The sequence below is a fragment of the Acidovorax sp. A79 genome, from assembly GCF_041154505.1.
Lineage (GTDB): Bacteria > Pseudomonadota > Gammaproteobacteria > Burkholderiales > Burkholderiaceae_C > Acidovorax.
The window spans coordinates 4,596,765-4,619,323 of sequence record NZ_AP028672.1 but is presented as its reverse complement, the minus strand read 5'-3'; the positions used below and the strand labels follow the sequence as shown (position 1 = coordinate 4,619,323).

General features: G+C 67.9%; 15 protein-coding genes. 7 read left to right on the top strand and 8 right to left on the bottom strand.

The genetic code is table 11. The annotated features are described in order from the left end of the window. Nucleotides 1-40: 40 nt before the first annotated feature. The 4 genes from ACAM51_RS21235 to ACAM51_RS21220 form a co-directional block, all read right to left on the bottom strand. Nucleotides 41-2,557: a bifunctional diguanylate cyclase/phosphodiesterase gene (locus ACAM51_RS21235; RefSeq protein WP_218293652.1), complete on the bottom strand. Its 2,517-nt coding sequence runs from the start codon at nt 2,555-2,557 to the stop codon at nt 41-43. After that, complete coding sequence (locus ACAM51_RS21230; protein WP_218293651.1) at nt 2,554-5,877, bottom strand: bifunctional diguanylate cyclase/phosphodiesterase; 3,324 nt, start codon at nt 5,875-5,877, stop codon at nt 2,554-2,556. Before ACAM51_RS21230 ends, ACAM51_RS21235 begins: the two co-directional genes overlap by 4 nt. A 161-nt stretch (nt 5,878-6,038) precedes the next feature. Then, entirely contained in the window at nt 6,039-8,966 is a 2,928-nt protein-coding gene (locus ACAM51_RS21225; protein WP_369641780.1) for an aconitate hydratase, read from the bottom strand. 224 nt (nt 8,967-9,190) lie between these two features. Next, nucleotides 9,191-9,721, bottom strand: a complete 531-nt coding sequence (locus ACAM51_RS21220; RefSeq protein ID WP_369641779.1) for a hypothetical protein — start codon at nt 9,719-9,721, stop codon at nt 9,191-9,193. Here ACAM51_RS21220 and ACAM51_RS21215 point away from each other — a divergent pair. After that, complete coding sequence (locus ACAM51_RS21215) at nt 9,720-10,601, top strand: helix-turn-helix domain-containing protein (RefSeq protein ID WP_218293648.1); 882 nt, start codon at nt 9,720-9,722, stop codon at nt 10,599-10,601. The two genes, ACAM51_RS21220 and ACAM51_RS21215, sit on opposite strands and share 2 nt — an antisense overlap. Nucleotides 10,602-10,858: 257 nt before the next feature. On the opposite strand, the gene ACAM51_RS21210 is transcribed toward ACAM51_RS21215, so the two are convergent. Continuing rightward, a complete protein-coding gene (locus tag ACAM51_RS21210; RefSeq protein ID WP_218294417.1) occupies nt 10,859-11,167 on the bottom strand; it encodes an H-NS family nucleoid-associated regulatory protein in 309 nt (102 codons plus the stop codon). A gap of 157 nt (nt 11,168-11,324) precedes the next feature. Beyond that, the gene (locus ACAM51_RS21205) at nt 11,325-12,632 is read right to left on the bottom strand and encodes a hemolysin family protein (RefSeq protein ID WP_218293647.1); all 1,308 of its coding nucleotides are present in this window, start codon (nt 12,630-12,632) and stop codon (nt 11,325-11,327) included. 24 nt (nt 12,633-12,656) lie between these two features. Here ACAM51_RS21205 and ACAM51_RS21200 point away from each other — a divergent pair, with 24 nt between their 5' ends. Next, nucleotides 12,657-13,499 carry a symmetrical bis(5'-nucleosyl)-tetraphosphatase gene (locus ACAM51_RS21200; RefSeq protein WP_369641778.1) on the top strand — a complete coding sequence of 281 codons (843 nt, stop codon included), beginning with the start codon at nt 12,657-12,659 and terminating at the stop codon, nt 13,497-13,499. An 8-nt stretch (nt 13,500-13,507) separates the two neighbouring features. Here ACAM51_RS21200 and ACAM51_RS21195 read toward each other — a convergent pair whose 3' ends face one another. Then, nucleotides 13,508-14,554 carry an FAD:protein FMN transferase gene (locus ACAM51_RS21195; protein WP_369641777.1) on the bottom strand — a complete coding sequence of 349 codons (1,047 nt, stop codon included), beginning with the start codon at nt 14,552-14,554 and terminating at the stop codon, nt 13,508-13,510. Between the two features lie 11 nt (nt 14,555-14,565). Further along, nucleotides 14,566-14,976, bottom strand: coding sequence for a cytochrome c5 family protein (locus ACAM51_RS21190; RefSeq protein WP_369641776.1), 411 nt, complete (start codon nt 14,974-14,976; stop codon nt 14,566-14,568). Nucleotides 14,977-15,207: 231 nt separating this feature from the next. Here ACAM51_RS21190 and ACAM51_RS21185 point away from each other — a divergent pair, with 231 nt between their 5' ends. The 5 genes from ACAM51_RS21185 to ACAM51_RS21165 all read left to right on the top strand — a co-directional run bounded on the left by ACAM51_RS21185 (nt 15,208) and on the right by ACAM51_RS21165 (nt 22,558). Continuing rightward, nucleotides 15,208-15,564, top strand: coding sequence for a hypothetical protein (locus tag ACAM51_RS21185; RefSeq protein WP_218293644.1), 357 nt, complete (start codon nt 15,208-15,210; stop codon nt 15,562-15,564). Nucleotides 15,565-15,587: 23 nt separating this feature from the next. Next, a complete protein-coding gene (nosZ, locus tag ACAM51_RS21180; protein ID WP_218341441.1) occupies nt 15,588-17,513 on the top strand; it encodes a TAT-dependent nitrous-oxide reductase in 1,926 nt (641 codons plus the stop codon). Nucleotides 17,514-17,731: 218 nt separating this feature from the next. Further along, a complete protein-coding gene (locus tag ACAM51_RS21175; protein ID WP_369641775.1) occupies nt 17,732-20,353 on the top strand; it encodes a 4Fe-4S binding protein in 2,622 nt (873 codons plus the stop codon). Further along, nucleotides 20,353-21,639, top strand: coding sequence for a nitrous oxide reductase family maturation protein NosD (locus ACAM51_RS21170; protein WP_369641774.1), 1,287 nt, complete (start codon nt 20,353-20,355; stop codon nt 21,637-21,639). Before ACAM51_RS21175 ends, ACAM51_RS21170 begins: the two co-directional genes overlap by 1 nt. Next, on the top strand, nt 21,614-22,558 hold the full coding sequence (locus ACAM51_RS21165) for an ABC transporter ATP-binding protein (RefSeq protein ID WP_369641773.1): 945 nt from the start codon (nt 21,614-21,616) through the stop codon (nt 22,556-22,558). Before ACAM51_RS21170 ends, ACAM51_RS21165 begins: the two co-directional genes overlap by 26 nt. The last annotated feature ends 1 nt before the right edge of the window (nt 22,559 follow it).

Sequence of the window (22,559 nt, the reverse complement as noted above, 5' to 3'; positions counted from 1 at the left end):
TGTCATGGCGCAGGGCCCGCGCGAGGAAGGCAGCGCGCCGTCACAGCGCGGGCCGCAGGGCGCGCTCCAGCACCTCCGCCGGCATGGGGCGGCCAAACAGATAGCCCTGGAAAGCCTGGCAGCCGTGGCGCTGCAGGAACTCCAGCTGCCCCGTGGTCTCCACGCCTTCGGCCACCACGGCCAGGTCCAGGCTGTGCGCCAGGGCCAGGATGGTGCGCACGATGGCCGCGTCGTTGGGGTCGGTCTGCAGGTCGCGCACGAAGCCCTGGTCGATCTTGAGCTGGTCCAGCGGCAGGCGCTTGAGGTAGCTCAGCGACGAGTAGCCCGTGCCGAAGTCATCGAGCGAGAACCCCACGCCGTAGCGCCGCAGGTATTCCATGCGCGAGATCACGTCCTCCACATCCGCCAGCAGCAGGCTTTCGGTCAGTTCCAGCTTCAGGCGCTCGGGGTTGGCGCCGCTCTTGTGCAGGATGCCCAGCATCTGCTCGACGAAATCGGGCTGGCGGAACTGCCGCACGCTCACGTTCACCGACAGAAAGAACTGGCGCGTGAGCGAGCTGCGCGACCAGGCCACGAGCTGCGCGCAGGCGGCTTCGAGCACCCAGTGCCCGAGCGGCAGGATCAGCCCCGTCTGTTCGGCCAGCGGAATGAACTCGGCCGGTGATACGAGACCGCGCCGCGGGTGCTTCCAGCGCACCAGGGCCTCCGCGCCCTGCAGGCGGCCCTTGCCGTCCACCACGGGCTGGAAATACAGCACCAGTTCTTTTTCCTGCAGGCCCCGGCGCAGGTCGGCTTCCAGCGCCGAGCGGTTGCTGACGGCGGCCTGCATGTCGGGGTCGAAGAAGCGCTGAGTGTTGCGCCCCGCGGCCTTGGCCTGGTACATGGCCAGGTCGGCGTGCTTGAGCAGTTCGTCCACGCTGCAGGTCTGCTGGCCAAACAGCGCGATGCCGATGCTGGGCGTGCTGTGGTGGCTGGTCTCGCCCAGCGCGTAGGGCTTGCCCAGCGTGGTGGCGATGTGGCTGGCCACCAGGGCGGCCTCGGCACTGGCATGGGGGCCGTCGGCGCTCAGGCCCTCCACCAGCACCACGAACTCATCGCCGCCGAAGCGCGACACGGTGTCGGCCTCGCGCACGCAGCCCTTCAGGCGCTGGGCCACCTGCAGCAGCAGCTGGTCGCCCGTGTCATGGCCCAGGGTGTCGTTGAGGTCCTTGAAGTTGTCCAGGTCGATGAACAGCAGCGCGCCCTGCGCACCCGACCGGGCGACCACCGCCATCGCGCGCTGCAGGCGGTCCACCAGCATGCGGCGGTTGGGCAGGCCGGTGAGCATGTCGTAGAACGCCAGGCGCTCGATCTGGCTTTCGACCTCCTTGCGCTCGGTGATGTCGCGGCCCACGCCCCGGTAGCCCCACAGCGCGCCCTGGGCATCGAACACGGGCACCCCGCTGACCGAGATCCAGTGCATGCTGCCATCGGGCCGGTGGCGCTGCAGCTCCAGGTCGCGAAACGGCTGCCGGGCCTGCAGCACCGCGCGGTGCGCCGCCCAGTCGGCCTCGGTCATGTTGAGCGCGCCGATCTCCCAGCGGGTGCGGCCCATCACGTTGGACAGGGGGATGCCATTGACGCTCAGATCGCCCGCCAGCTGCACGAAGCGGCCTTCGGCGTCGTGCTCCCAGTACCAGTCGGACGACAGGTCGCTCAGCGAGCGAAAGCGTGCCTCGCTCTCGCGCAGCTCGTTCTCCACGCGCACGTAGTCGCTCACATCGGCGAAGGTGCGCACCAGGCCGCCGTCGGGCAGCTCGGTGGTGCGCACCTCGAAGGTACGGCCATCGCGCGTGGTGCGCCAGTAGACCGACGGGGCGGCGGCGACCGCGCCCCCCGCCACGTAGGCATGCCCGCGCCGGTCCACGAGGCGATGGCCTTCGCCAAAGTCGCCCCGCTCGGCCTGGATGCGGGTCAGGTCGGCCAGGGTGGGCCGCGTGGCCATCAGGGATTCGGGCAGGTCCAGCAGCTCGAGCACGCGCTGGTTGTAGACGGTGATGCTCCCATCCGGCGCGGTCTTGAAGATGCCCTGGCTCATGCTGGCAAGCGTGACCTGCAGCGTGGCGCGCTGCTCCTGCAGCAGGGTCAGCGCATCCTGCCAGATGCGGGCGTCCACCATGCGCACGGGCTGGCTCTGCCCCTGGGTCCTGTGCAGCAGCGCGGCCAGCCGGTGCAGCAGCTCGCCCAGGTGGGCCACGCCATCGGCGTCACGCACCATGTAGTCGCCCAGTCCGCAGCGGAACGCGCGCGCGGCCAGGGCCTCCTGGTGGGCGTCGATGCACATGAGCACGGGGCGCCCGGCGCACAGCTCCAGCACGCCGGGCAGATCCTGCACCGAGGGCTTGAGGCACAGCACCACGGCATCCCAGGCCTGCGAGGCCAGCGGCGCCCGCGCGGTGTCCGGCGTGGGGCTGTTGACCACGCGCCAGCCCGGGTGGTGCGCGGCGATCAGGCGCCGCGCCACCGCGGCATGCTGCGTGTCGCTGTCCACCCAGAGGATGCCTGGCCCGGCGGTCATGGCTTGCGCCCCTCGGCCACGGCCACCACGGGCTGCGCGAACAGGCCCAGCTGGTGCTCGCGCACAAATACGTCGATGGGCACCGGCCGCCCGAAAAGAAACCCCTGGAACCCCTCGCAGCCATGCAGCCGCAGGAACGACAGCTGCCCCGTCGTCTCCACCCCCTCGGCCACCACCTGCAGGTCCAGGCTCTTGGCCAGCGCCAGGATCGTGCGCACGATCGCCGCGTCGTTGGGGTCCGCCAGCACGTCCCGCACGAAGCTCTGGTCTATCTTCACCTGATCCAGCGGCAGTCTCTTGAGGTACGACAGGGACGAGTACCCTGTCCCGAAGTCGTCCAGCGCAAATCCCACCCCTTCGCTCTTGAGCTGCACCATCCGCGCGATGGTGTCCTCGATGTCTCCCAGCAGCAGGCTTTCTGTCAGCTCCAGCTTGAGCCTGCGCGGGTCCGCCTGGTGGCTGTGCAGGGTCTGCAGCACTTCGGCCACGAAGCCGGCCTGGCGAAACTGCCGCGCGCTCACGTTCACGGAGATGGACAGGTGCGCCGTGTCCGGGTGCTCTGCCCAGCGCTGCAGTTGCCGGCACGCGGTCTGCAGCACGTATTGCCCCAGCGGCAGGATCAGGCCTGTCTGCTCTGCCAGGGGGATGAAGTCGCCGGGGCTGATCATCCCGCGCTGGGGGTGGCGCCAGCGCACCAGGGCCTCGGCGCCCATGAGCTGGGACTGGTGGTCCACGACGGGCTGGTAGTGCACCAGCAGTTCTCCCCGCGCCAGCCCCTGGCGCAGGTCGGCCTCCAGGTTGGAGCGCGCGTTGACGGCCGCCTGCATGTCCGGGTCGAAGAAGCGCTGGGTGTTGCGCCCCGCCGCCTTGGCCTGGTACATGGCCAGGTCGGCGCGTTTGAGCAGTTCGTCCACGCTCAGGCGTTCGTCCCCAAAGAGGGTGATGCCGATGCTGGGGGTGCTGTAGTGCTGGGCGCCGTCCAGTTCGAAGGGCTGGTTCAGGCTGGCCAGGAGTTTCTCGGCCACGGTTTCCGCCTGCGCGGCCGCCTGCGGCAGCTGGGGCGCCAGGGCTTCGAGCATGACGACGAATTCGTCGCCGCCAAAGCGCGCGACGGTGTCGGCCTCGCGCACGCTGCCCACCAGGCGCGTGGCCACCTGCGCCAGGAGCTGGTCGCCCATGTCGTGGCCCAGGGTGTCGTTGAGGTCCTTGAAGTTGTCCAGGTCGATGAACAGCAGCGCGCCCAGGTTCCTGGTGCGCTGGCACGCGGCGATGGAGCGCTGCAGGCGATCGAGCAGCAGCCGCCGGTTGGGCAGGCCCGTCAGCGCGTCGAAGAACGCCAGGCGCTCGATCTCCTGCTCCGCTCGCTTGCGGTCCGTGATGTCGCGGCACACGCCCAGCACGCCGGTCACGCGGCCGTGCAGGTCGCGGATGGGGGTCTTGATGGTCTCGAACTGGCCCTGGTAGCCATCCTCGGCGAAAGTGAGCGTTTCCTCGTACACCAGCGGCTGCCAGGCCTGCATGGCGCGCAGGTCGTAGTTGCGGAACCGCTCGGCCTCGGGCTGCGCCACCAGATCGAAATCGCTGCAACCCACGATCTGGCGCTCCGGCCGCCCGGCAAAGCGCTCGAACACGGGGTTGACCGACAGGTAGACACCCTGCGCGTCCTTGAGGAACACCATGTCCGGCATGGCGTTGACCACGCGCGCAAGGTGTGCCTTCTGGTGCGCAAGCTCTTCCTCGATGCGCTTGAGCTCGGTGAGGTCGTAGGCGAACAGCACCACGGCGGGCACGCCCTGGTCCGTCACGCTTTCGGGGGCGATGGTGGTGTGGTGGCACTGGGTGCCGCCGGGTCCGTCGATGCGGTTCTCGAACACCGCCGCCTCGCCCGCGAACGCCTTGTCGAAATGAGGCTGCATGCGCTGCATCACTTCGGGCTCCAGCACATCGCTCAGCAATTGCCCCTGCAGCTGCGCGGGCTCGCGGTGCAGCCAGCGGGCCTGCTGTTCGTTGACGTAGAGCACACGCAGGTCGCGGTCCAGCCGTGCCACCCCGCCAGGCACTTGCCGCAGCATGTTGGCCATCAGGGCCTCGTGCGCGTGGGAGGCTTCCTCGGCCAGGTGGTGCGCGGTGATATCGGTCTGCACACCGTCCCACATCACCCGGCCATCGTCGAGCCGGCGCGGCGAGGCGCTCAGGTGCATCCAGCGCAGCTGGCCGTCCGGGCGGCGCATCCGGAAGACCTCTTCCACCGCCGCCATGTTCACGAAGGAGTTCTCCTGGGCCCGCAGCAGGCGCGCGCGGTCTTCCTCGAGGATCTGCCCGTACAGGACGCTGGGGTTGCGCACCACGTCCTCGACGCTGACCCCGTTGAGGCGGGCAATGGCCTCGCCCATGTGCACGAAGTGCGTGCGCCCGTCGTGCTCGCGCACCACCTGGTACAGCACGCTGTGGGGCAGGTTGCGCCCAAGCAGCGACAGGCGGCCCTGGCTTTCGCGCAGCAGCCGCTCGGCCTCCTGCACACGCGCAAACGGCTGGCGGATGCCCGCGTTGAACACCGCCTGGTACAGGAGCGCATAGGCCACGATGCGCCAGCCGTGGGCGAGCGGGCCGCCCACGGGAGAATGGCCGCCCAGCAGGCCCACCGAAAGTTCACCGCAGGCGAAGGCCGCCGCCGCCCAGGCGAAAACGCGCTCGCGCGCCTGCCCCCGGCGCACCGCATCGCGGTGCAGCAGCAGGGCCACCGCCGCCAGCACCAGCACGAGCCCGAACGCCAGGTACTGCCGCAAGGCTCCGCCCGCGGCCTGCGCAAACGATGCGGGCAGCGGCCCCAGCGCCGTTCCCAGCAGCAGCAGCGCCATGCCGGCGGAGGCGGCCAGCCACGCCTTGGCAGGGCCCGCGGCGGTGAGGTGCACCGCCGTGAGCAGCAGGGTGAGCGTCTCCGCCACCCGGGCCCAGCTGCTGAGCCACAGCGAGATGCCGGCCGTGCCCGTGGGCATGTGGACCGAGGTCGAATGCGCCAGCACGCCGTGGAGAAAATTGCATGCCGCCGCCACGCCGAAACCCGCCACCAGCACGTTGGCACGGGTTTGCTCGGGGGCTTCGAGGGTGTGCAGCGATACCGACACCACCAGCAGCCCGAGCAGCACGGCCACCAGTTCCATGAAAGGCTCCAGGCCGTGCTGGGAACCCGCGCCATCGCCCATCATCTGCGCCAGCGGCACCATCACGGCCGCCAGCGCGGCCACCACCAGCACCACCGTGACGGCTGGTGTGTCCGTCAGCAGCGCGCGATAGGGCCTGAAGCGGGTGGAAGGGGGCATACGGGCGTGAGGCAGTGCGGGACTCTATTTCGACACAACGTCACAAGTGTATCGGCGAGTAAGCAGGCATTCACATTCTTTACGGTCTCCCTGGCACACGGCTGACTGGGCGCGCGGCCCCCGGGGCGCGGCGCCGCAGCGCCGGCCCCCCCGCATCATCTTCAGCCGGCCAGCAGCTGGCGCAGCACAAAGGGCAGGATGCCCCCCGCCTGGTAGTAGTCCACCTCGATCGGCGTGTCGATGCGCAGCGTGACCGTGACCTCCTGGCGCGAGCCGTCCGCGCGGCGGATGACGAGCTGCGCATCGCTTTGCGGGGTGAGCGCGGGGTCCGGCACCACATCGATCACCTCGCTGCCGGTGAGCCCCAGCGTCTCCCACGACTCGCCCGCCCGGAACTGCAGGGGCAACACGCCCATGCCCACCAGGTTGGAGCGGTGGATGCGCTCGAAGCTGCGCGCCACCACGGCCTTGATGCCCAGCAGCTGCGTGCCCTTGGCCGCCCAGTCGCGGCTGGAGCCCGTGCCGTATTCCTCGCCGGCGAAGATGACCGTGGGGGTGCGCTGGGCGATGTACTGCATGGCGGCGTCGAAGATGAACATCTTCTCGCCTTGCAGCGCGCCCTCGTTCTGGAACACCGTGACGCCGCCCTCCTCGCGGGAGCCGTCGGCCGTGGGGGCAATCATGAGGTTCTTGATGCGCACATTGGCGAAGGTGCCGCGCATCATCACGTCATGGTTGCCGCGCCGCGCGCCATAGCTGTTGAAGTCCTGCTTCATCACGCCGTGCTGCAGCAGCCACTGGCCCGCGGGCGAGCTTTCCTTGATGGAACCGGCGGGCGAGATGTGGTCGGTGGTGATGGAGTCGCCGAACAGCGCCATGATGCGCGCACCCAGCACGGACGGAAGCTTTGCGTCATTTTGGCCGCCAGCGCTTGATGCATCTGCGCTGGCAGCTCCTTTTTCGAGAGCAAACTGGGCAAAAAACGGCGGCTCGGCGATGTAGGTGCTGGCGGGCCAGGTGTAGGCATTGCCGCCCACGCCCTTGATCTTTTCCCAGAGCTTGCCGGGGTCGGAGCCCACCTTGGCGTAGTTCTCGCGGAAGGCCTTGCCGTTCATCGCGAACTTCATCAGCTGGTGGATCTCGTCGCTGGTCGGCCAGATGTCGCCCAGGTAGACGTCGCGCCCGCCCTTGCCCTTGCCGACGGGCTCGGTCATCAGGTCCTTGAGCACGGTGCCCGCGATGGCGTAGGCCACCACCAGCGGCGGGCTGGCCAGGAAGTTGGCCTTGAGGTTGGGGTGGATGCGCGCCTCGAAGTTGCGGTTGCCCGAGAGCACGGCCGCGCACACGAGGTCGTTGCTGGTGATGGCCTCATTCAGCTCGGGCGTGAGGTCGCCCGCATTGCCGATGCAGGTCGTGCAGCCGTAGCCGGCGAGCGCGAAGCCCAGCTTTTCCAGGTAGGGCAGCAGGCCGGTCTGCGTGAGGTATTCAGTGACGATGCGCGAGCCGGGCGCCAGCGATGTCTTGATGTGCGGCTTGACCTTGAGCCCCGCCTCCACCGCCTTCTTGGCCAGCAGGCCCGCGGCCAGCAGCACGCTGGGGTTGCTGGTGTTGGTGCAGCTGGTGATGGCGGCGATCAGCACGTCGCCGTTGCCCAGGGTCACGTCGCCAGCGCGGCTGGCCTGCTGGGCGGGCACCTCGGCGTGCGCGGCGGCCAGGGTGGGCTTGTTGTGCTCCATCTCCACCACGAAGCGCGGCGCGCCGGAAGGCAGGGGCTTCTCGGCGGGTGCGCTCACCTCGGCCGGCGCATCGGACGGGCGCACATGGTGGCGGGTGTGCAGCAGCTCGGCCGGGCGGTTGAAGCCGTTTTGCGCGATGGGCTTGCTGAACAGGTCGGCGAACTGGCTGCAGACCTTGCCCAGCTCGATGCGGTCCTGCGGGCGCTTGGGGCCCGCCAGGCTGGGCGTGACGTCGCCCAGGTTCAGCCGCACGACCTGAGAGTAGTCGATCTCGCCCGCCAGCGGCACGCCGAACAGGCCCTGGGCCTTGAAGTACGCCTCAAAGGCCTCGATCTCGCCCTTGGTGCGGCCCGTGCCCTGGAAGTAGTCGATGGTCTTTTCATCCACCGGGAAGAAGCCCATGGTGGCGCCGTACTCGGGCGCCATGTTCCCGATGGTGGCGCGATCGGGCAGCGACAGCGTGCGCGTGCCCTCGCCAAAGAACTCCACGAACTTGCCCACCACCTTGTGCTGGCGCAGGATCTCGGTCACCGTGAGCACGAGGTCGGTGGCCGTCACGCCCTCGCGCAGCTGGCCCGTGAGCTCGAAGCCCACCACGTCGGGCGTGAGGAAGTACACCGGCTGGCCCAGCATGGCGGCCTCGGCCTCGATGCCGCCCACGCCCCAGCCCACCACGCCGATGCCGTTGATCATGGTGGTGTGGCTGTCGGTGCCCACCAGGGTGTCGGGGTAGTAGACGCCGTCCTTGCGCTTGTGCACGCCGCGCGCCAGGTATTCAAGGTTCACCTGGTGCACGATGCCAAAGCCCGGAGGCACCACGCCGAAGGTGTCGAACGCCTGCATGCCCCATTTCATGAACTCGTAGCGCTCGCGGTTGCGCTGGAACTCGAGCTTCATGTTCAGGTCGAGCGAATTCTTCTTGCCGTAGTGGTCGATCATGATCGAGTGGTCCACCACCAGGTCCACGGGCACCAGCGGCTCGATCTTCTTGGGGTTCTTGCCCAGCTTCACGGCCACGCTGCGCATGGCGGCCAGGTCGGCCAGCAGCGGCACGCCGGTGAAGTCCTGCAGCACCACGCGCGAGACCACAAAGGGAATCTCGTCCTTGCGGTCTGCCTTGGGCACCCAGTGGGCCAACTCCTTGACATGCTCGGCGGTCACCTTGCGGCCATCGCAGTTGCGCAGCACCGATTCGAGCACGATGCGAATCGACACGGGCAGGCGGTGGATCTGGGGAAACTGCCGGGCCAGCGCGGGCAGGGAGTAGAACTGGCCCTCCTTGCCGGACGCTGTCCTGAAACTCTTGAGGGTGTTGGCAAACGCGTGACGGGCGGGCTTGGGCGATGAGGCCATGGCGAACTCCTGTGAAAGGCAACAAGGCCTATTCTGGCAGTCCTGCGTGACGGTGCAATCGTGGGGCTATGCGGGCCGCCGGGCCCCGGTGCCGGTGCCGGTGCGGCGCAGGCCGGTGCTCCGGCCCACGCCGCCGCCGCATGGAAGATGAATCAAGAATGCCCCTGGGGCTTGTGCGACAAGCGCCAGATGCTATTAATTCAAGAGCAAACGATGGATGCCCGTCAAGCGGCGGCCCATGCGGGCAGGCGGCGCACGCCCATCCACTGCAGTTCGGCCAGCAGGGCGACGGACACCACGTGCACCAGCAGATAGGCCTGGCCCAGCAGGGTGGGCGCGGCCGCGGAGCCCAGCAGCAGCGCCAGGCTGGCCAGCGCCCAGGCGAAGTTGCCAACGATCAGCACCCACAGCCAGCCACGGGGCATGGGCTCGGACCGCGCGATGGCGGTGGCCAGGGCGGCGTAGCCCAGCAGCAGCACGCCCGAGGCCTGCAGCAGCCCCGGCGCGAGACCCAGCCACCCGGCCAGCGGCGCCGTCAGCAGCAGGTGCAGGGCACCGAGCAGCACACCGGTGGAGGCATCGAACCAGACCACGGCGCGCAGGAATCGGGGGGAAGACATCAGGTTGAACATGGAAGACTCCTTGGTGGGTAAAAAAATGAAGAACAGGCCTGCATCGTTCCCGTCCCGGTGCACCGCGTCGATGACCTGGCAGGTAATGGCCTGCACGCTCTTTCCCCCTAGGATGTGGCCCATGACCTCCACATCCCCCCCTTCGCACCGCCCTGTGCGCCCCAGCCTGCCGCACCGCGCGGCGCCGCCGGGGCCCGCATCGTTTGGCGACCATCTGCGCACCTGGCGCCAGCAGCGGCACCTGAGCCAGCTGGAACTGGCCGACGAGGCCGACATCTCCACGCGACATGTGAGCTTCATGGAAACCGGACGCACCAACCCGAGCCGCGACATGGTGCTGCGCCTGTGCGAACGGCTGGCCATCCCGCTGCGCGAGCGCAATGCCCTGCTCGTGGCGGCCGGCTACGCGCCGATGTACCGTGAGCGCGCACTGGACGACCCCGCCCTCGCGGCGGCGCGCCAGGCCGTCGAGCTGGTGCTCAAGGGGCACGAACCCTGCCCCGCCATCGCGCTCGACCGCTGCTGGAACGTGGTGGCGGCGAACCAGGCCGCCCAGGCCCTGCTGGCCTCGCACGTGAGCCCGGAACTGCTCGCGCCCCCGATCAACGTGTTTCGCCTGAGCCTGCATCCCCAGGGCCTGGCCCCCCGCATCGCCAATCTGCCGCAATGGCGGGCCCACCTGTTTGAACGCCTGCGCCAGCAAATACAGGCCACCGCCGACCCGGCGCTGATCGCCCTGCAGGCCGAGTTACAGGAATATCCCGCGCCGCAGGCACCGGGCGCGCCGGTTCTGGCGGGTGAAATGCTGGGCGTGGTAATGCCGTTCTGCTTTGAAAGCGTGCACGGAATGCTCTCGCTCATCAGCACGACCACGATATTTGGCACCCCGGTGGACGTGACCCTGCAGGAACTGGCCGTGGAATCATTCTTTCCGGCCGACGATTTCACGGCGGAGGTTTTGCGCAAGGTGGCCTCGCAACCACATCCGCAGGAACCCGCGTGATACCAATGGGCTCGAAGGGCCTTCAGCGGCCGCGAGCCCATAAAAATCCCTACCCCGCCGCCGCAGCCCCAAGAGGCCCCGGGGTACCCGGACTCATTCGCTGAATGCACGAAGTAAATGGCGCATAAAAAAAGCCCGCGGGTGCGGGCTTTATTTTCTGTGCGATGGCTGTGCAGCCATGCCGCACCGGGCCTTCAGGCGAATCAGGCCATCCGATATGCCTGAAGAATTCCTGGCGGCATCGGTTTGCCGCCTTTTTAAATGGCAAACTTCTCGCGGCTCTCGTTTTGAATCCACTTGGGCGCCTTGCCACGGCCCGTCCAGGTTTCGCCCGTGGCGGGATTGCGGTACTTGGGAGCCACCTTGGTGCCAGCGGTGGAGCTGCGCCCCGTGGCCTTGCCAGCGGCCTTGCCTGCGGGAAACACGTCCTGGGCGGTCAAGCCATATTCGGCCACCAGGGAACGAACCTGGGACACCGCGTCCGACAATTCACGCCGGCGGGCCTCGCTGATTTGTTGCTCAAGGGCTTCGCGCTGCTTCAACAGTTCTTTATAGCTGGTGGTCATGGTGTCAGGGTTCAGGGTGGAGGAAAGTGTGACGGATGAATTATATGAATAATCTGCCGCCTTTGCCATCCATCCCTTCAAATTCATGGAATTTCCATATTACCTGCCATGCCCATAATGAATGGCACCCTGCGGCGGGGTATTGGTGCCGGGCCTTTCAGAGACTGGAGGCGGCCGGTGGCTCCGGCTGCGCCAATACCTTGTCGATGCGCTTGCCGTCGAGCTCGAGCACTTCAAATATCCATCCGGCGCAGCCGATTCTCTCGCCAATGGCAGGCAAATGTCCGGTTTCCGCCATCAAAAGGCCGGCCAAGGTGTTATAGCGCCCCCGCCCTTCACCGGGTAAATCCCGAATATCCAGCCGCGCCTTGAGCTCGGCCACAGGCACCAGGCCGTCGAGCAGCCAGGTGCCATCGCCCCGCGCGGTGGCCCATGCGTCCGTGGCCGCGCCCGGCTGCAATTCGCCGGTAATGGCTTCGAGTAAATCGCGCGGGGTCATGATGCCCTGCACCACGCCATATTCATCGACCACAAACACCATGCGCCCCGAGCGCGCGCGAAACTGCTCCAGCAGCTCCATGCCGCTCAGCGTTTCCGGAAGGAAAGCCGCGGGCTGCGCATGGCGCTCGAGCAGCCCCTGCGCCTGCGGGCCGAGTTCGAGAAGGCGCGCCACGCTCAGGAGCCCCACCACCTCATCCAGCGAGCCCCGGCACACCGGATACCAGGAATGCGCGCCCTGCTCCCCGCCGCTGCCGGCCATGCGCAACCCCTCGGCCACCGTCAGTCCGGCGTCCAGCCAGGCCACGTCGCTGCGGGGCACCATGAGCGACGTGAGCGGCCGGTCATCGAGCCGGAACACGTTGCGCACCATCTGGTGCTCATGGTGCTCGATCACCCCGGCATCGCGGCCCTCTTCCAGGCTGGCCACGATCTCCTCCTCGGTGACGGCGCGCCCCGCCGCGTTGTCCACGCGCATCAGCGCCAGCACGCCCTGCGTCGAGAGCGAGAGCAGCCGCACGAATGGCTTGGCCACCTTCGCCACCCAGGCCATGGGGCGCGCGACCACCCGGGACACGGTTTCCGGATAAAGCTGGCCGATGCGCTTGGGCACCAGCTCGCCAAACACGATGGTGATGAAGGTGATGACCGTCACCACCAGCGCGGTGGCCGCGATGCCGGCGGGGCGGGCGGGCATTCCGGCCTCCTGCAGCCAGATACCCAGGCCGTCGCTGAAGGCCGCCTCGCCAATGATGCCGTTGAGCATGCCGATGGACGTGATGCCCACCTGGACGGACGAGAGGAACTGCGTGGGGTTGTCCAGCAGCGCCAGGGCCGCCTGCGCGCCCTTGTCACCGGCCTCGGCCATGGTGGCCAGGCGCGACTTGCGGCTGGACGCCAGGGCGAGTTCAGACATCGCGAACACGCCATTGAGCAAGGTCAGCAGCGCGATCAGCAGAAAATCCATGCTTCACCGGATAAGAAACACACCATGGCACTTTACTGTATCGGGGACATTCAGGGCTGCGACAGCGCCCTCGGGCACCTGCTCGACGTGATCGGCTTTTCGCCCAGCCGCGACACCGTCTACCTGCTGGGCGACCTCGTCAACCGGGGGCCGGACTCCGCCGCGGTCCTGCGCCGCTGCATGGCCCAGGGCGACGCCCTGCGCTGCCTGCTGGGCAACCACGACCTGCACCTGCTGGCCGCCGCACACGGCGCGCGCAAGCCCTCGCGGCGCGACACGCTGGGCACCGTGCTGGACGCCCCCGACCGCGCTGCGCTGCTTGACTGGGTGCGCCAGCAGCCACTGGCCCGTGCCCACACGCATGCCGGGCAGGCGCTGCTGATGGTGCATGCGGGCGTGCTGCCCGCCTGGTCTGCCGCAGATACCCTGGGATACGCGGATGAAGTGCACGCGGTATTGCGCGGCCCCGATCTGCCCGGTTTTTTGCACGCGATGTACGGCAACACCCCCGACCAGTGGCGGGACGACCTGACAGGCGCTGACCGCCTGCGCGTGATCGTGAACGCGCTCACCCGGCTGCGCTTTTGCTCGGCCGACGGCGTGATGGATTTCGAAAGCACCGAAAGCGCGGATGCCGCACCGCCCGGCCTGATGCCCTGGTTCGACGTGCCGGGCCGGCGCACCGCGGGCACGCTGGTGGCCTTCGGCCACTGGTCCACGCTGGGCTGGCTCCACCGCAACGATCTGCTGGGGCTGGACACGGGCTGCGTGTGGGGCGGCTGCCTGAGCGCCGTGCGCTTTGGCGCGACGCTGGCGGAGCGCGAACTGCTGCAGGTGCACTGCGAGCAGGCCCAGGCCCCGGGCTGAATGCACCCTCAGGACGGCACGGGCTCCAGCAGGGCCGACATGGCCGCCGACTGCCAGACCCCGCCGTCCTGCCCGGCGATCAGCACGGCCAGCCCCGGCATGCGCTGCGCCAGTGCCCTGCCCGCCTGCGGGCCCCGCACCATCAGCGCGGCGCCCAGGCCGTTGACGGCCGCCACATCCCGCGCCACCAGGCTCACGCCATGCACGCCCGATGACGGGCGGCCGGTGCGCGGATTGAGCACATGGTGCTGGCGCCGGCCTTCGTGGAAGAAGAAACGTTCATAGTCGCCCGACGAGGCCACCACACCGGTGCCCGCCACGGCCACCACGCCCAGCAGATGCTCCGGGGAACGCGGGTCGCGCAGCCCCACGCGCCAGGGCCGGCCCTGCCACAACCCCTGGGTCAGCACATCGCCGCCGCCGTTGATCATGGCGTTCTCGACCCCCTCGGAGCGCAGCATGTTCATGCCGGCTTCCAGGATCGGGAGCTTGGCGATGCCGCCCAGGTCCAGCGCCATGCCCTGGCGGGCCAGGAAGGCCGTGCCTGCGGCCCCATCCAGCACCAGGCCGCGCGCATCCACCAGCGGCAGCTGCCGCGCGATCTCGCTGGCGCCGGGCACCACCTTGTCGCCGGGACCAAAGTTCCAGGATTTGAAAGCCCCCACGGTCACATCAAAGGCCCCACGGCTCATCGCCGACACGCGCTGCGCGCCCTGCAGCACCGCCATGACTTCGGGTGGCACCGCCACGGGCATGATGCCCGCCGCGAGGTTGATGCGGCTGACCACGCTGCGGGGCTGGTAGCGGCTCATGAGCGCCTCCAGCCTCTGCATCTCCGCATAGGCCCGGTCCATGGCCTGGCGCAGCAGCGCGCGGTCAACGCCCTCCACCGCCATGTCCACCTGCGTGCCCATCAGGGGCCGCGAGCTGCGTTCAGACAACCCCCGTCCACCTGCGGCCGCTCCCGTACTCCAGACCGCGCCGCCCAGCAAGGGCAGCGCCATCACCAGGCGGCGGCGCGACAGGCCGTGGGGGCGCACAGATGCTTGCTGCATGGCGCCTCCGGTCAGAGCGACTTGTCGGCCATGAAGTCCACGGCGGCCTTGACCTCGGCATCGGTCAGGTTGGCGGAGCCCCCCTTGGCGGGCATCATGCCCTTGGCCCCGGTAAAGCCCTCGATCGCATGCTTGTACAGCGTGTCCTTGCCCTGGGCGATGCGCGGGCCCCAGTCGGCCTTGTCGCCCGGCTTGGGGGCACCGGCCACGCCCGCGGCATGGCACATGGCGCAGGTCTTGCCAAACACGCTCTTGCCCAGCTCGTTCTCTGCGGCGGCCGGGGCGGCAGGGGCCGCCGCGGGCGCGGGGGCCGGTGCCGCCGTGGCAGCGGGGGCCGGGGCGGGCTCCGGCTTCTTGTCGCCACAGCCGGCCAGCAGTGCAGCCAGGATCGCCACGGCGACCATCACGGTTTTCTTTTGCATCGCATACATCCTGTTCTTCGTCATTGAAACAACCAGTCCAAAGAGCCCGTGGCCCCGCGCGAAACGCGTCCACGGTGCAACCTGAAAGCAGCCCTGCGGGCCATGCCCGGGCCCTCTTCAGGCTGGCGTATTGACTGTAGGTGCAAGAGGCAGTTTTGGGCAGGTGCGGGCCCCGCCGAAGCATGATCCAGATCAAATTGATTCATATTATGTGAATCTATTATCCAGGCCATGCAAGATCACCACGCCCTCCGATCACTGCGCCTGTGGGTGCTGGCGTGGTTCGTCATGGCGCTCGGTGCCGCGGTGGCCTCGCCCATGCTGCAGCCACAGGCCGTCGAACTCATCTGCGCGGGCAGTGGCGGCGCCCAGCTTTTCCTGCGGACCGCCGACGGGCTGGTCTCCACCGACTCCGCCGGCATGCAATGCCCGCTGTGCCTGGCCGCCGACGCGCCGCCCGTGGCACCCGCCGCCGCACAGGCCTTCACGGCCCCGCCCGATGGCACGCCCCGCGCGCCCCTGCGCCGCTGCATGGCCGCCAGCGCACGGACCCACCCGCCCGCACGGGCGCCCCCCTTTTTCAACTGAGCCATCCCAAAAGAGGAAAAACCATGAACGAGAGAAAAGACAGTCCGCAACCCGCCGCCGGCATGGGCCGACGCAGCTTCATCAACACGGCGGCCCTGGTCGGATTGACCGCCGGCGTCGCCGCCTGCACCGAAAAGCCCAATGCGGCCACCCCCGCGGCACCCGCTCCGGCCGCGTCCGCGGCAGGCCATGCCGGCACCGGCGCGAACCCGCACCTGAAGCCGGGCGAGCTGGACACTTACTACGGCCTGTGGAGCGGTGGCCACACCGGCGACATGCGCGTGCTGGGCCTGCCCTCGGGCCGCGAGATCACACGCATCCCCTGCTTCGTGCCCGACGCGCTCGTGGGCTGGGGCGTGACCAACGAGAGCAAGAAGATCATGGGCACCAAGCCCGATGGCAGCCTCAAGTACACGGTGGCCGACACCCACCACACGCACGCCTCGTACAAGGACGGCAACTACGACGGCCGCTACGCCTGGATCAACGACAAGATCAACAGCCGCATCGCGCGCATCCGCCTTGACTATTTCATCTGCGACAAGATCACCGAGCTGCCCAACGTGCAGGGCTTCCACGGCATCTTCCCGGACAAGGCCGACCCGGTGGACCCGGCCATCAACTACACCACGCGCGTGTTCTGCGGCGGTGAATTCGCCATTCCCATGCCCAACACCGGCACGGAAGATTCGAGCAAGTACCGCTCCATGTTCAGCTGCGTCGATGCAGAAACGATGGAAGTGCGCTGGCAAGTGCTGATCGACGGCAACTGCGACCTGGTCGCCACGTCGTACGACGGCAAGCTCGCGGCCACCAACCAGTACAACGTGGAGATGGGCGCGAAGTACGAGGACATGATGGCCGCCGAACGCGACGCCTGCCTGTTCTTCAACGTGGGCCGCATCGAGGCCGCCGTGAAGGCTGGCAAGTTCAAGACCATCGGCACCAGCAAGGTGCCCGTGGTGGACGGCACCCACGAGGCGAACAAGGACCCCAAGACGGCGCTTACCGCGTACGTGTCGGTGCCCAAGAACCCGCACGGCGTGAACGCCAGCCCCGATGGCAAGTACTTCATCTGCGCGGGCAAGCTCTCGCCCACCGGCACCGTGATCGAGCTGGCCAAGGTGCTCGACTACTTCGACGGCAAGCTCGAAAAGCTGGACTCCGCCATCGTGGCCGAGGTGGAGCTGGGCCTGGGTCCGCTGCACACCGCCTTCGACGGCCGTGGCAATGCCTACACCACGCTCTTCCTGGACAGCCAGGTCGTGAAGTGGAACGTGGAGGCCGCCATCAAGTTCCACGCGGGCGACAAGACCGCCAAGTACGTGGTGGACCGCCTCGATGTGCAATACCAGCCGGGCCACTTGAACGCCTCGCAGTCCGAGACCAAGGCCGCCGACGGCAAGTTTCTGGCCGTGGGCTGCAAGTTCTCCAAGGACCGCTTCCTGCCCGTGGGCCCGCTGCACCCCGAGAACGAGCAGCTCATCGACATCTCGGGCGAGAAGATGGTGCTGATGGCCGACCACCCCGTGCGCGGCGAGCCGCACGACTTCATCATCTTCAAGCGCGACCTGGTGCGCCCCAAGCAGGTCTACACGCTCGACGAGTTCCCGCTGGCCGTCAAGGACCCCAAGGAGTCCGGCGTGTTCCGCAACGGCAAGAAGGTCACCGTGAAGATGACTTCGCAAGCCCCGGCCTTCAGCCTGCGCGAGTTCAAGCTCAAGAAGGGTGACGAGGTCACGCTGATCCTGACCAACCTGGACAAGATCGAAGACCTGACGCACGGCTTCGCGATCCCGAACTACAACGTGAACTTCATCGTGAACCCGCTGGAGACCGCGTCCGTGTCCTTCGTGGCCGACAAGCCCGGTGTGTTCTGGTGCTACTGCACGCACTTCTGCCATGCACTCCACCTGGAGATGCGCACGCGGATGATTGTGGAAGCATAGCCAGGCGGCATCCCCCTGAGGCGCTGCGCGCCTTCCCCCTTCTCTCTGCGCGCTTCGCGCTCCGGGAAGGGGGACGATGCACTCGCTGCGGGGCGGCCCTTGCTCTGCATCCCTGGTCTGGGGGCGCGCCAGTTGCGTCGATGGCGCCCCATTTTTATGTCAAATGTTGCTCTATCGCTTTATCAATAAGCGCTAGCAGCTATCAAAAAGATAGTCCCATGATTTCCCTTCGTCGGCAGTTCGCCACGCTTCTTCTGGTCTTGTTGGCAGCACTTTGGCTGGCGCCGCGCGCGCATGCTGCGGCAGGCGCCTACGAGGCCGAGCTGCCTGCGGAACTCGCTACCGCGCGCGACATGTGCGCGCTGGTGCCGTGCAAGGACGTGTTTCCCGGCGCCAGTCATTTTTCTGAACGCAAGGGCCAGCCGCCCTATGTGGAGGCCTACGACAACAACAGTGCCCAGAAAAAGCTGCTGGGCTATGTGATGCTGTCCACCGACATCACGGACACCCCCGCCTACTCGGGCAAGCCCGTGGTCACGCTGATCGGCATGGACAAGGAGGGCCGCTTCGTGGGCGTGAAGGTGCTCAAGCATTCCGAGCCCATCTTGCTGCTGGGCATTCCGGAATCTGCGCTGCTCAAGTTCAACGCCCAGTACCTGGGCAAGTCGGTGGCCGACAAGATCGAGGTGGGCCAGTCGCGCCCCGATGAAAACGTGCTGGGCCTCGACGCCATCTCGGGCGCCACCGTCACCGTCATCGCACAGAACCAGGTCATGATGGCCTCGGGCTCGGCCGTGGCGCGGCAGGTGGGCATCCTCGCGCCCACAGTGCGCGAGCCGGCCCGCTATGCGGAAACCGGCAAGCGCCTGAGCTGGGCCGAGCTGGTGCAGCAACGCACCGTACAGCGCCTGCGGGTGGCGCCCGAACAGGTGGGGCTGGACAAGGGCCCCGACCCGTTCATCGAGCTGTGGTTTGGCGACCTGAACCACCCCGACCTGGGCAGGAGCCTGCTGGGCGAGAACGGCTGGAACAACCTGCGCCTGCAGCTCAAGGAGGGCGAACACGCCTTCTTCATCATCCGCACCGGCGGCAAGGAATCGTTCAAGGGCTCGGGCTTCGTGCGCGGCGGCATCTACGACCGTGTGCAGGTGCGCCAGGGGGCGGATTCGTTCACATTCCGCGACCTGGACGCGCTCAACCTGTACGGCATCGAGGCCGCAGGCGCGCCCAGCTACAACGAGTCGGTCATTTTCATCATCCGCTCACCCGCGTTCTCGGCCGCCTACCCGTGGAAGCTGAGCTTTCTGGGCAACCGCGTGGACCGCGCCACGGGCGCGCGCAGCTTCACCAGCTTCGACACGCCCTACTGGCTGCCCGCCGCCATGCTGCAAGACGGGCGCCCCACCCTCGACGAGCCCGACGCCCCCTGGGTGCGCGTGTGGAAGTCGCGCGCGGTGGAGATCGCGCTGTTCGCCGTGCTGCTGATCGCCGTGACCGTGGTGTACGCCCTGCGCGAGAAGCTCACGCGCCTGTCCACCCACAAGAACAAATGGCCCGTCAACGGCTTCAAGTACAGCTTCTGGGCACTCAGCATTGGCTGGATCGGTTTTGGCGCCATGGCGCAGCCCTCCATCACGCAGGTGCTGACCTGGTTCCATTCGCTGCTGTTCCAGTGGACCTGGTCGCTGTTCCTGTCCGACCCGTTCATCTTCCTGTTCTGGATCTTCATCATCGTCACCGTGTTCCTGTTCGGGCGCGGGTTGTTCTGCGGCTGGATGTGTCCGTTCGGCTCGCTGCAGGAGGGCATCTACAAGGTCGCGCGTGCCCTGGGCCTCAAGCGCTTTCAGACCCAGCTGCCGCCAAAGTGGCACGACCGGCTCAAGTGGGTCAAGTACGCGGTGTTCTTCGGGCTGCTGGTGGTGTCGATGTTCTCCATGGGACTGGCCGAAAAGCTGGCCGAGGTGGAGCCGTTCAAGACCACCTTCCTGGTCGGTGTGATGAACCGCGCCTGGCCCTACAGCCTGTTCGTGGCGGCCATCCTGGGCGTGTCGATCTTCATCGAGCGGCCCTACTGCAAATACATCTGCCCGCTGGGCGCCTCGCTGGCCATGCCCAGCACGTTCCGCTGGTTTGGCCTCAAGCGCAAGCAGGACTGCAACAGCTGCAAGGCCTGCGCCGTGGGCTGCGGCGCCCAGGCCATCGACGCCGACGGCCGCATCGACCACCGCGAGTGCCTGCACTGCCTGGACTGCATGATTCTCTACACCGACACCAAGGGCTGCCCGCCACTGGCCAAGGAGCGCAAACGCCGCGAAAAGGACGGCCTGGAAATCACGCCCATCGGCAAGAACGGCTATTTCATCCCGATCCACCCCGCCACGGTGCAGGACCAGATCTCGGCCAAGGCCGCCCAGGGGCCCGACCCGCGCATGCCCACAACGCCTGCACACCCCGCCCACAAGGCTGGAAGCCAAGGCCTGCGCTGGCTCTGGCTGGAGCTGGTGGACCACCTGTGGCCCTGGAGCCGCGAAGGCTGGGCATCAGGCCGTGGCCTGCAAATGGCAGGCTTCTCGCTGGCCGTGGCCGCCAGCGTGGCCTGGGTGATGACCGCCCTGGGCACGTTGTCGTCGGGCGCCATCATCGGCTGGTGGTTTGGCTGGAGCGTGTACGAGGTGCTGATCCGCCTGTCGGGCAAGCGCTATGTAAAGGACGGCCCCTGGTGGCAGGGCCAGTACCGCCGGGCGGGCGTGATGGACATGTTGAGCTACGTGGGCTTCAAGAACCTGCTGATCGGCGCGGCGCTTTTCCTGGCCATCAAGGCCGTGGTGGGACTGGCGTGATGAAGCCCCCCCTTGCTGCCACCGCATTCACCGCATGCGTGGCGCTGGCTGCGTGCCTGCTGGCCCTGCCCGCCCACGCCGCCACCGTGTTGGTGCGCCCCGGCCAGGACCTGCAGGCCGCCATCACGGCCGCCGCGCCGGGCGACACGGTGGAGGTGCAGCGGGGCTTCTACCGCGTGAACCTGCGCATCGACAAGGCCCTGACCCTGCGCGGCATCGACCGCCCCACGCTCAGCGGCGGGCAGGCGGGCGACACCATCCGCGTCACCGCGCCTGACGTAGTGATCGAGGGGCTGATCGTGCGCGACTCGGGCACCAGCCTCAAGGACCAGAACGCGGGCATCTACATCTTCCCTGGCGCGCACCGCGCCGTGGTGCGCCACAACGACCTCACCTACAACCTGTTCGGCCTGTGGATCGAGAAGGCCAACGACGTCCAGGTGCTGCACAACACCATCACCGGCCTGCGCGATGTGAACTCGTCGCAGCGCGGCAACGGCGTACAGCTGTACAACACCACGGGCGCACGCATCGAGGGCAACCACATCAGCTTTGTGCGCGACGCGCTGTATGTGGACGTGTCGCACCACGCGGTGTTTCGCGGCAACCGGCTGCACCACAGCCGCTACGGCACGCACTACATGAACTCCTACTACAACCTGTGGGAGGACAACGATACCTACCTCAACCGTGGCGGCCTGGCGCTGATGGAGGTGCGCGACCAGGTGGTGCGCAACAACCGCGCGTGGGGCAACAGCGACCACGGCATCATGCTGCGCACCCTGCAGGACTCGGTGATCGAGAACAACGTGGTGGCCGAAAACGCCCGGGGGTTCTTCATCTACGACGTGGAGTACATCACCCTGCGCGGCAACCTGGTGACCCGCAACACGGTGGGCGTGCACCTGTCGGCCGGCTCCAAAAACAACAAGGTCGAAGGCAACGACTTCATCGGCAACCGCGAGCAGGTGCGCTATGTGGGCGCCCGCGACGAGCGCTGGGGCACCGAGGGCGGCAACCACTGGAGCAACTACCTCGGCTGGGACCGCGACGGCAACGGCGTGGGCGACGTGCCTTACGAGGCCAACGACATGGTGGACCGCCTGACCTGGCGCCACCCCGCCATCAAGCTGCTGCTGGCCAGCCCTGCCGTGCAGGCGCTGCGCCTGGTGGGCCAGCAGTTTCCGGTGCTGCGCGTGCCCACCGTGGTGGACCCAAAACCCCGCATGCAACCGAACCAACCCCAACGGAATTTTCAGCGTGACACGCAACCCTCCCCCCATTGACCTGAGCGAGCCCCCCGCCATCGAGGTGCGGGGCGCGCACAAGCACTACGGCGCACTGCACGCCGTGGACGGCCTCGACCTGCGCATCGCGCGCGGCGAGATCTTCGGCCTCATCGGCCACAACGGCGCGGGCAAGAGCACGCTGTTCAAGATGATCCTGGGCCTCACGCCCGCCACCTCGGGCAAGATCCGGGTGGGCGGCGCCACGGTGCAGGGCCGCGACTTTCGCGCCGCCCGCCGCCACCTGGGCTACCTGCCCGAGAACGTGGTGCTCTACGACAACCTGAACGGGCTGGAGACGCTGCGTTTCTTCGCCCGCCTCAAGGGTGCGCCCCTCTCGCAATGCCCCGCGCTGCTGGAACGCGTGGGCCTGGCCCATGCGGGCAACCGCGCCGTGCGCGAATACTCCAAGGGCATGCGCCAGCGCCTGGGGTTTGCACAGGCCCTGCTGGGCGAGCCCCGGGTGCTGCTGCTCGACGAGCCCACCAACGGCCTGGACCCGCAGGCCATCCGCGACTTCTACGCCACGCTGCGCGGGCTGCAGGCGGGTGGCGTGACCATCGTCATCACCTCGCACATCCTGGCCGAACTGCAGGAGCGCGTGGACCGCCTGGCCATCCTGGCCTCCGGCAAGCTGCAGGCCCTGGGCAGCGTGCAGGCGCTGCGCGAGCAGGCGCACATGCCGCTGACCATCCACCTCACGCTGGCCGCGGCCGACCGGCCTGCCGCGCTGGGACTGCTCGCTGCCGTGCCCGGCGTCACCGGGACGGAAACGCCGGAAGGCCTGCACGTGGACTGCCCGCGCGGCAGCAAGATGGCCGTGCTGGGTGCGCTGGCCCCGCTGGGCTCCGCGCTGCAGGACCTGCAGATCCAGGAGCCCTCGCTGGAGGATGTGTACTTCGACCTGCGCAAGGGCTAGC

Excerpts from the sequence above, each read along its gene's own strand:
- ACAM51_RS21170 (WP_369641774.1), top strand. The coding sequence starts at position 20,353 with ATGAAGCCCCCCCTTGCTGCCACCGCATTCACCGCATGCGTGGCGCTG.
- ACAM51_RS21190 (WP_369641776.1), bottom strand. The coding sequence starts at position 14,976 with ATGCAAAAGAAAACCGTGATGGTCGCCGTGGCGATCCTGGCTGCACTG.
- ACAM51_RS21175 (WP_369641775.1), top strand. The coding sequence starts at position 17,732 with ATGATTTCCCTTCGTCGGCAGTTCGCCACGCTTCTTCTGGTCTTGTTG.
- ACAM51_RS21220 (WP_369641779.1), bottom strand. The coding sequence starts at position 9,721 with ATGGGCCACATCCTAGGGGGAAAGAGCGTGCAGGCCATTACCTGCCAG.
- ACAM51_RS21235 (WP_218293652.1), bottom strand. The coding sequence starts at position 2,557 with ATGACCGCCGGGCCAGGCATCCTCTGGGTGGACAGCGACACGCAGCAT.
- ACAM51_RS21195 (WP_369641777.1), bottom strand. The coding sequence starts at position 14,554 with ATGCAGCAAGCATCTGTGCGCCCCCACGGCCTGTCGCGCCGCCGCCTG.
- ACAM51_RS21185 (WP_218293644.1), top strand. The coding sequence starts at position 15,208 with ATGCAAGATCACCACGCCCTCCGATCACTGCGCCTGTGGGTGCTGGCG.
- ACAM51_RS21210 (WP_218294417.1), bottom strand. The coding sequence starts at position 11,167 with ATGACCACCAGCTATAAAGAACTGTTGAAGCAGCGCGAAGCCCTTGAG.
- ACAM51_RS21205 (WP_218293647.1), bottom strand. The coding sequence starts at position 12,632 with ATGGATTTTCTGCTGATCGCGCTGCTGACCTTGCTCAATGGCGTGTTC.
- nosZ (WP_218341441.1), top strand. The coding sequence starts at position 15,588 with ATGAACGAGAGAAAAGACAGTCCGCAACCCGCCGCCGGCATGGGCCGA.
- ACAM51_RS21215 (WP_218293648.1), top strand. The coding sequence starts at position 9,720 with ATGACCTCCACATCCCCCCCTTCGCACCGCCCTGTGCGCCCCAGCCTG.
- ACAM51_RS21225 (WP_369641780.1), bottom strand. The coding sequence starts at position 8,966 with ATGGCCTCATCGCCCAAGCCCGCCCGTCACGCGTTTGCCAACACCCTC.
- ACAM51_RS21200 (WP_369641778.1), top strand. The coding sequence starts at position 12,657 with ATGGCACTTTACTGTATCGGGGACATTCAGGGCTGCGACAGCGCCCTC.
- ACAM51_RS21230 (WP_218293651.1), bottom strand. The coding sequence starts at position 5,877 with ATGCCCCCTTCCACCCGCTTCAGGCCCTATCGCGCGCTGCTGACGGAC.